At 73.6% G+C, this 6,129-nt stretch carries 5 protein-coding genes and 2 pseudogenes; 4 read left to right on the top strand and 3 right to left on the bottom strand.

Annotated elements, in window-relative coordinates:
• The 3 genes and pseudogenes from ACJA3G_RS27425 to ACJA3G_RS27415 form a co-directional block, all read left to right on the top strand.
• Positions 1 to 107 (top strand): annotated as a pseudogene (locus ACJA3G_RS27425) (DNA primase); the annotation flags it as partial.
• 52 nt (positions 108 to 159) lie between these two features.
• Positions 160 to 993 (top strand): ABC transporter ATP-binding protein, encoded by an 834-nt coding sequence (locus tag ACJA3G_RS27420; RefSeq protein WP_406555720.1) that lies wholly within the window; start codon positions 160 to 162, stop codon positions 991 to 993.
• Entirely contained in the window at positions 990 to 2,621 is a 1,632-nt protein-coding gene (locus ACJA3G_RS27415; RefSeq protein WP_406555719.1) for a transporter, read from the top strand. The genes ACJA3G_RS27420 and ACJA3G_RS27415 overlap by 4 nt, the downstream gene beginning before the upstream one ends.
• A gap of 1 nt (position 2,622) precedes the next feature.
• Here ACJA3G_RS27415 and ACJA3G_RS27410 read toward each other — a convergent pair whose 3' ends face one another.
• Positions 2,623 to 3,507, bottom strand: a complete 885-nt coding sequence (locus ACJA3G_RS27410; protein WP_406555718.1) for an alpha/beta fold hydrolase — start codon at positions 3,505 to 3,507, stop codon at positions 2,623 to 2,625.
• Between the two features lie 669 nt (positions 3,508 to 4,176).
• Complete coding sequence (locus tag ACJA3G_RS27405; protein ID WP_406555717.1) at positions 4,177 to 4,869, bottom strand: metal-dependent transcriptional regulator; 693 nt, start codon at positions 4,867 to 4,869, stop codon at positions 4,177 to 4,179.
• A gap of 226 nt (positions 4,870 to 5,095) precedes the next feature.
• Here ACJA3G_RS27405 and ACJA3G_RS27400 point away from each other — a divergent pair, with 226 nt between their 5' ends.
• Positions 5,096 to 5,851: an SIS domain-containing protein gene (locus ACJA3G_RS27400; protein ID WP_406555716.1), complete on the top strand. Its 756-nt coding sequence runs from the start codon at positions 5,096 to 5,098 to the stop codon at positions 5,849 to 5,851.
• A 103-nt stretch (positions 5,852 to 5,954) separates the two neighbouring features.
• Here ACJA3G_RS27400 and ACJA3G_RS27395 read toward each other — a convergent pair.
• Positions 5,955 to 6,129: pseudogene (locus ACJA3G_RS27395) on the bottom strand (diguanylate cyclase); the annotation flags it as partial.

Raw genomic sequence — 6,129 nt, 5'->3', positions numbered from 1 at the left:
GCCCCACCCCCGCCAACCGCTGGCTGCCCGACGCGGAGGAGCTGATCAGCCCCCTCGCGTACGCCTGCGGACGCGAGGCCGCCGCCGCCCGGGGCCGCCGCTCGTAGGCTGTTCCCGAGGCCGTACGGACGTACGGACGGGGACGAAAGGCGCACCACCATGCCGGACCAGACATTCGACGGCGGCTCCGCTGCGGCGGAACCGGCACCCGCGGGGCAGTTGCCGCCCGCCGTCCGGGTCAGCGATCTGTGGAAGCGCTTCGGCGACCAGATCGCCGTCGCCGGGATCGATCTGGAGCTGCCGGCGGGCAAGTTCATCGGTCTGGTCGGGCCGAACGGGGCGGGCAAGACCACCACCCTGTCGATGGTGACCGGCCTGCTCCGCCCCGACCGGGGCACCGTCGAGATCGGCGGCCACGACGTGTGGCGCGACCCGGTGGCGGTGAAGTCCCGGATCGGTGTGCTGCCCGAGGGGCTGCGGCTCTTCGAGCGCCTCACCGGCCGCGAACTGCTGGGCTACACCGGCCGGCTGCGCGGACTGCCCGGCGCCGAGGTCGACAAGCGGGCCACCCAGCTCCTGGACGTGCTGGACCTGGCGGGCTCCCAGCACAAACTCGTCGTGGACTACTCCACGGGGATGCGCAAGAAGATCGGGCTCGCGGCGGCGCTGCTGCACAACCCCGAAGTGCTCTTCCTGGACGAGCCGTTCGAGGGCGTCGACCCGGTGTCGGCGGCCACCATCCGCCGCGTCCTGGAGCGCTACACCGCCTCCGGCGCGACCGTCGTCTTCTCCAGCCATGTCATGGAGCTCGTGGAGTCGCTGTGCGACTGGGTCGCGGTGATGGCGGCGGGGCGCATCCGCGCGCAGGGCACGCTCGCGGAGGTACGGGGCAGCGCGAGCTCGCTCCAGAGCGCCTTCCTCGAACTCGTGGGCGCCCACGGCCGCGACACCGGTGACACCCTCGACTGGCTCGGCGGCGGTGCGGCCCGATGAGCACCGCGCACACGGCACCCGCGGCGCCCGCGTCCCTGGGCGCGCCCTCCCTTGTCCCGCTCTTCGTGCGGCTGAAGCTGTCCCTGCTCAGGAACGGTCTGCGGCAGTCCGGCGGGCGCCGCGCCGCCTACATCACCTCCGTCGTCCTCGCCCTGCTCTTCGCCGCCCTCCAGCTCCTGGGCCTGGTGGCGCTGCGCGGCGACGCACACGCGGGCACGGTGGCCGTGCTGGTCGCCGCCGTCCTCGCGCTCGCCTGGGCGGTGATGCCGCTCTTCTTCCCCAGCGGTGACGAGACGCTGGACGCGACCCGGCTGGTGATGCTGCCACTGCGCCCGCGCCCCCTGATCGTGGCGCTGCTGGCGGCCTCCCTGGTCGGCATCGGGCCGCTGTTCACGCTCTGCCTCACGCTCGGCGCGGCGCTCGCGGTGGCCCGGAGCGCGGCGGCGGCCGGGGTCGCGGTCGTCGCCGTACCGCTGACGATCCTGGTGTGCGTGGCGCTCGCGCGGACGGTGGCGACCGCCAACACCCGTCTGCTGACCTCCCGCAAGGGCCGCGACCTCGCGGTCCTGAGCGGTCTGGTGATCGCGATCGGCTTCCAGTTCGTCAACTTCGGCGTGCAGAAGCTCGGCGACTCCGGTGGCCTCTCCGCCCTCGACCCGGTCGCGGACGTGCTGCGCTGGCTGCCGCCCGCCGCCGCGATCGGCGCGGTCGAGGCGGCGGGCGACGGCGCGTACGGACGGGCCGCCGCGCAACTCCTGCTGACGGCGGTGGCCCTGGCGGCCCTGCTGTACGCCTGGCAGCGCTCGCTGGTGCGGCTGATGACGAGCCCGGACAGCTCGACCCTGCGCCCCGCCGACTCCGCCCGCGAGCAGACCGGACGGCCCGGCCCGGCCGCCCTGCTGCCCGAGGGCCGCACCGGCACCGTGATGCTGCGCACCCTGCGCTACGCCTGGCGCGACCCCAAGACCAAGGCGGCGTGGATCACCTCGCTCGCCCTGGGTCTGATCGTCCCGGTCGTCAACGCCCTCCAGGGCAACGGCACGGTGTACTTCGCCTCGTTCGGCGCGTTCATGCTGGGCGCCCAGATGTCCAACCAGTTCGGGCAGGACACCTCGGCGTTCTGGATGGTCGTCCAGACGGTCTCCACCTCCCGGGACGCCTTGCTGGAGCTGCGCGCCCGCGCCCTGGCGATCGCGCTGGTGACGGTGCCGTACACCGTCCTGGTCGCGGTGGTCACGGCCTCGCTGGTCGGCAACTGGGGCGCCTTCCCGCAGGCGTTGGGGCTCTCGCTGGGGCTGCTCGGGGCGATGCTCGGTACGGGCGCGGTCGCCTCGGCGATGTTTCCGTACTCGATCCCGCAGGACAGCCGCAAGAACGTGGCGCCGGGCCAGGGCGGGATCGCGTTCCTGGCGATCATCGGCGGGATGCTCACCAGCGCACTGCTCTGCGCGCCGCTGATCGCCCTGACGGTCTGGCTGCACCTCTCGGACCGGCACGGCGCGCTGTGGCTGCTGCTGCCGGTCGGGGCGGGGTACGCGGTGCTCGTCGCCCACACCGGGCTGCGGGCGGCGGCCCCGCGCGCCGCGAGGCGGCTGCCGGAGATCCTCGCGGCGGTCAGCCGGGGCTGAGTCAGGGCTCCGAGGGGACCGGGTGCTCGGCCGTCTCCCGGAGGAACGGCTCGACCGCAGCGCGCCAGGCCTCCGGCTGGTCGTAGTGGACGAGGTGGCCGGCGCCGTCCACCTCCGCGTACCTCCCCCGGGGCAGGACGCGGACCATCTCCTGGGCCTCGGCGCGGCCGAGCTCGCCGTCGAGGCCCCGGACCACCAGCGCCGGGCAGCGGACCTGCGCCAGCTCCTCCCAGTGGGCGTCGAACACCCAGGTCGCGCGGGACTTCAGCATCTGGCGGCGGGAGAAGACGGGGCGCCAGCCGTCGGCGCGCTCGGCCATCACCTCGGCGAAGAAGTCACCGCGCGAGGGGCTGGGGCGCTCGACCCACGGGTCGTCCTCGCCGAACCACTTCCGTACGTCCGCGAGCGTCGCGAAGGGCACCGGCCAGGACTTGAACCAGTCCTCCCACTCGCGCTGGGAGGCCGCGCCGAGCGCCGAGGCGCGCATGTCGCAGATGACCAGGGCCCGGACCAGGTCGGGGCGGCGGGCGGCGAGCTGCCAGGCGGTGAGGGCGCCCATGGAGTGGCCGACGAGGGCGACCGGGGCGAGGCCGAGCTGCTCGATCGCCGCCTCGGCGTCCGCCACATAGGCCTCGCGGGTGAAGGGGCCGTCGGCGGGCTTGTCGCTGCGGCCGTGGCCGCGCTGGTCGAGGGCGACCGGGCGGTGCTTCTCGCCGAGCCAGCGGGCGGTGGGCGCCCAGTGGGCGGCGCGGCCCATCAGTCCGTGGAGCAGTAACACCCCGGGTGCGGCCCGGTCGCTGTCCCCGCGGTCCTTGGGCGGGTCCGCGAACTCCCAGGCAGCGAGGCGTACGCCATCGGATCCCGTCACGTCGCTGCGTCGCGCCATCTGTCAGGCACCCCCTTCAGCCCCCGAAGCCCTGGGCCGCTCTGGAGTCAGTTCACCGCAGGGTATCGAACCTCTATTCGAAAACTCGCGTCTCTCCCGCAACACCCCTCGTTCGAGTGACCGGTCTCAAGGATTGACGGGCCGCCCCGAGGGGAGATCTTCTGCGGGAGGCGGGCGGCCACGCTGGGACAGAACGGCCGGCCCGAGGGAGCTGACCCCGAGAGCTCGGGGCTCCGGGTCAGCAGCGGGGAGGGCAGGCCCCGGCGCCGCAGGGCGCCGGGGCCCTCTGCTGTTCCACGGGACGCGGCCGTACGGAAGGAAGCGGTACGGGAGACAGCCGTGCGGGTCGCAGGCTTACGGGGCGTGGCACGGTGGCGCGTGGCGCTACGGGGCGTGGCTTCCCGCATGGTCCCCACCTCTCCCCTCCCTCGCGGGCCGTACGCCCTCCGGCTCCCCCGGGCCCGGCTCCAGGCCCGGCTTCGGGTCCTTCAGGTCATATGCCTCACCCGACAGCGTGGCACGCGGACCGCCCGTCCGCTGCCGATCCGACGGGAAAAGAACGGGCGGGGAAGGCGCCCGGCCCGCTCTCCCAACTCCCTTGTGCCCCAACGGAACGGGGGCGACGCCGCTCACCCGCGCGACTTCGCCCCCGCCTCCTTGAAGTCCGCCCTACCGCTTGGCCACGAAGACGTGCGAGGCCACGTCCGCGCCCAGCTCGGCCGCCTCGCCGCTGCTGCCGACCAGGACGCCGCCCGGGGAGGACGTCACGCTGACGACCGCGCCGGGCTGCACGCCCGCGCGCCGCAGGGTGTACATCAGCTGGGCGTCGGTCTGGATGGGCTCGCCGATGCGGCGCACCACGACCGTCATGCCGTCGTCCGTCGGCGCCAGCTCGTTGAGGCTGATGATGCCGTCCTCCAGGAAGGCGTCGGCCTCGGCCTTCTCGCCCAGCTCCTCAAGGCCCGGGATCGGGTTCCCGTACGGCGACTCGGTCGGGTGGCGCAGCAGCTCCAGCACCCGGCGCTCCACCGCCTCGCTCATCACGTGCTCCCAGCGGCAGGCCTCGGCGTGCACCTGCTCCCACTCCAGGCCGATCACGTCGACGAGCAGGCACTCCGCGAGCCGGTGCTTGCGCATGACGCGGGTGGCCAGGCGGCGGCCCTCCTCGGTGAGCTCCAGGTGCCGGTCGCCCGCGACCTGCACCAGGCCGTCGCGCTCCATGCGGGCGACCGTCTGGCTCACGGTCGGCCCGCTCTGGTCGAGTCGCTCCGCGATCCGGGCGCGCATGGGGACCACACCCTCTTCCTCAAGTTCGAGGATGGTGCGGAGATACATCTCCGTCGTGTCGATCAGTCCGGACATACGTGCCCCTCGATGCTGTGAATGTTGAAAACACTCGTGCGCTGGCCCTGGCTCAATTCTGACGCATGGCACTGACAACCGTGCCCCGGCCGCGAACGGCCCGTGCGGCGGACCGCGACCGGGCGGGTGCCGGGCGTATTGACACGGCAATGGTCCAGACCGCAACGTGTGCGGCGGCACGGACTATTCCCATTCCCCCAGCATTCCCTCGGAAAGGGCCCAGGCGATGAGCGAGAGCAAACTGGCCGGTCAGTTCTTCGACGCCGCCATCGGGCTGCTCCAGCGGGTACGGGACGAGGAGGGCGGGAACGTCGCCGCCGCCGGTACCGCCATCGCGGACACCGTGGCGGCGGGCGGCCGTCTGTTCGCCTTCGGCGCCGGGCACTCCTCGCTGGCCGCCCAGGACGTGGTCTACCGGGCCGGGGGGCTCGCCCTGATGAACCTCCTCGCGGTGCCGGGCACGGTCGGGGTGGACGTGACGCCCGCGACGCTGGGCTCCGCGCTGGAGCGGGTGGACGGGCTGGCGGGCGCGGTCCTGGACTCCAGCCCCGCGAAGCCCGGCGACGTCCTGGTGGTCGTCTCGCTCTCCGGGCGCAACTCGCTGCCGGTCGAGATGGCGATGAACGCGCGGGCGCTGGGGCTGAAGGTCATCGGCGTGACGTCGCTGGCGTACACCGAGGGCACCAAGTCGCGGCACGTGTCGGGGACGTTCCTGCGCGACCACTGCGACATCGTCCTCGACAGCAAGATCGCGATCGGTGACGCGGAACTCACCCACGAGGCGGTCCCGGCGCCGTTCGCGCCCGCCTCGACGGTGGTCACGAGCGCGCTGATGCAGGCGATGATGGCCGCCGCCGCGGAGTCCCTCACCGAGCGCGGCCTCGAACCGCCGCTACTGCGGTCGGGGAACGTGGACGGGGGCCACGAGTGGAACGGGCGGGTGCTGGCGGAGTACGGGGACCGGATCTTCTTCCGGCACTGAGCGCGGCGCGGCCGGGGCGGCACGAAGTCCCGGGGCCCGCCCCAGAAGGTTCAGGGCACGGGCCGGGTTCATGGCACGGGCAAGGTTCAGGAACGGGCCCGGTTCAGGGCACGGGCGGGGTCGGGGACAGTGCCCGGGACAGGTCCAGGGACGCGGCCACCCGCACCGCCACACTCTCCGCGAACACCGCGTCCGGCCGCTCGAACGCGGGCCTGCCGGGCCCCCGGAGGAACGTGAGGACCCCCAGCGTGCGGCCCCGGCTGCGCAGCACCGTGCAC

This window comes from Streptomyces sp. YS-3 (genome assembly GCF_045257485.1).
In the GTDB taxonomy this organism is placed as follows: Bacteria; Actinomycetota; Actinomycetes; order Streptomycetales; family Streptomycetaceae; genus Streptomyces.
Note: the sequence above shows the minus strand (reverse complement) of the source record. Positions and strands in the feature narration are given on the sequence as shown.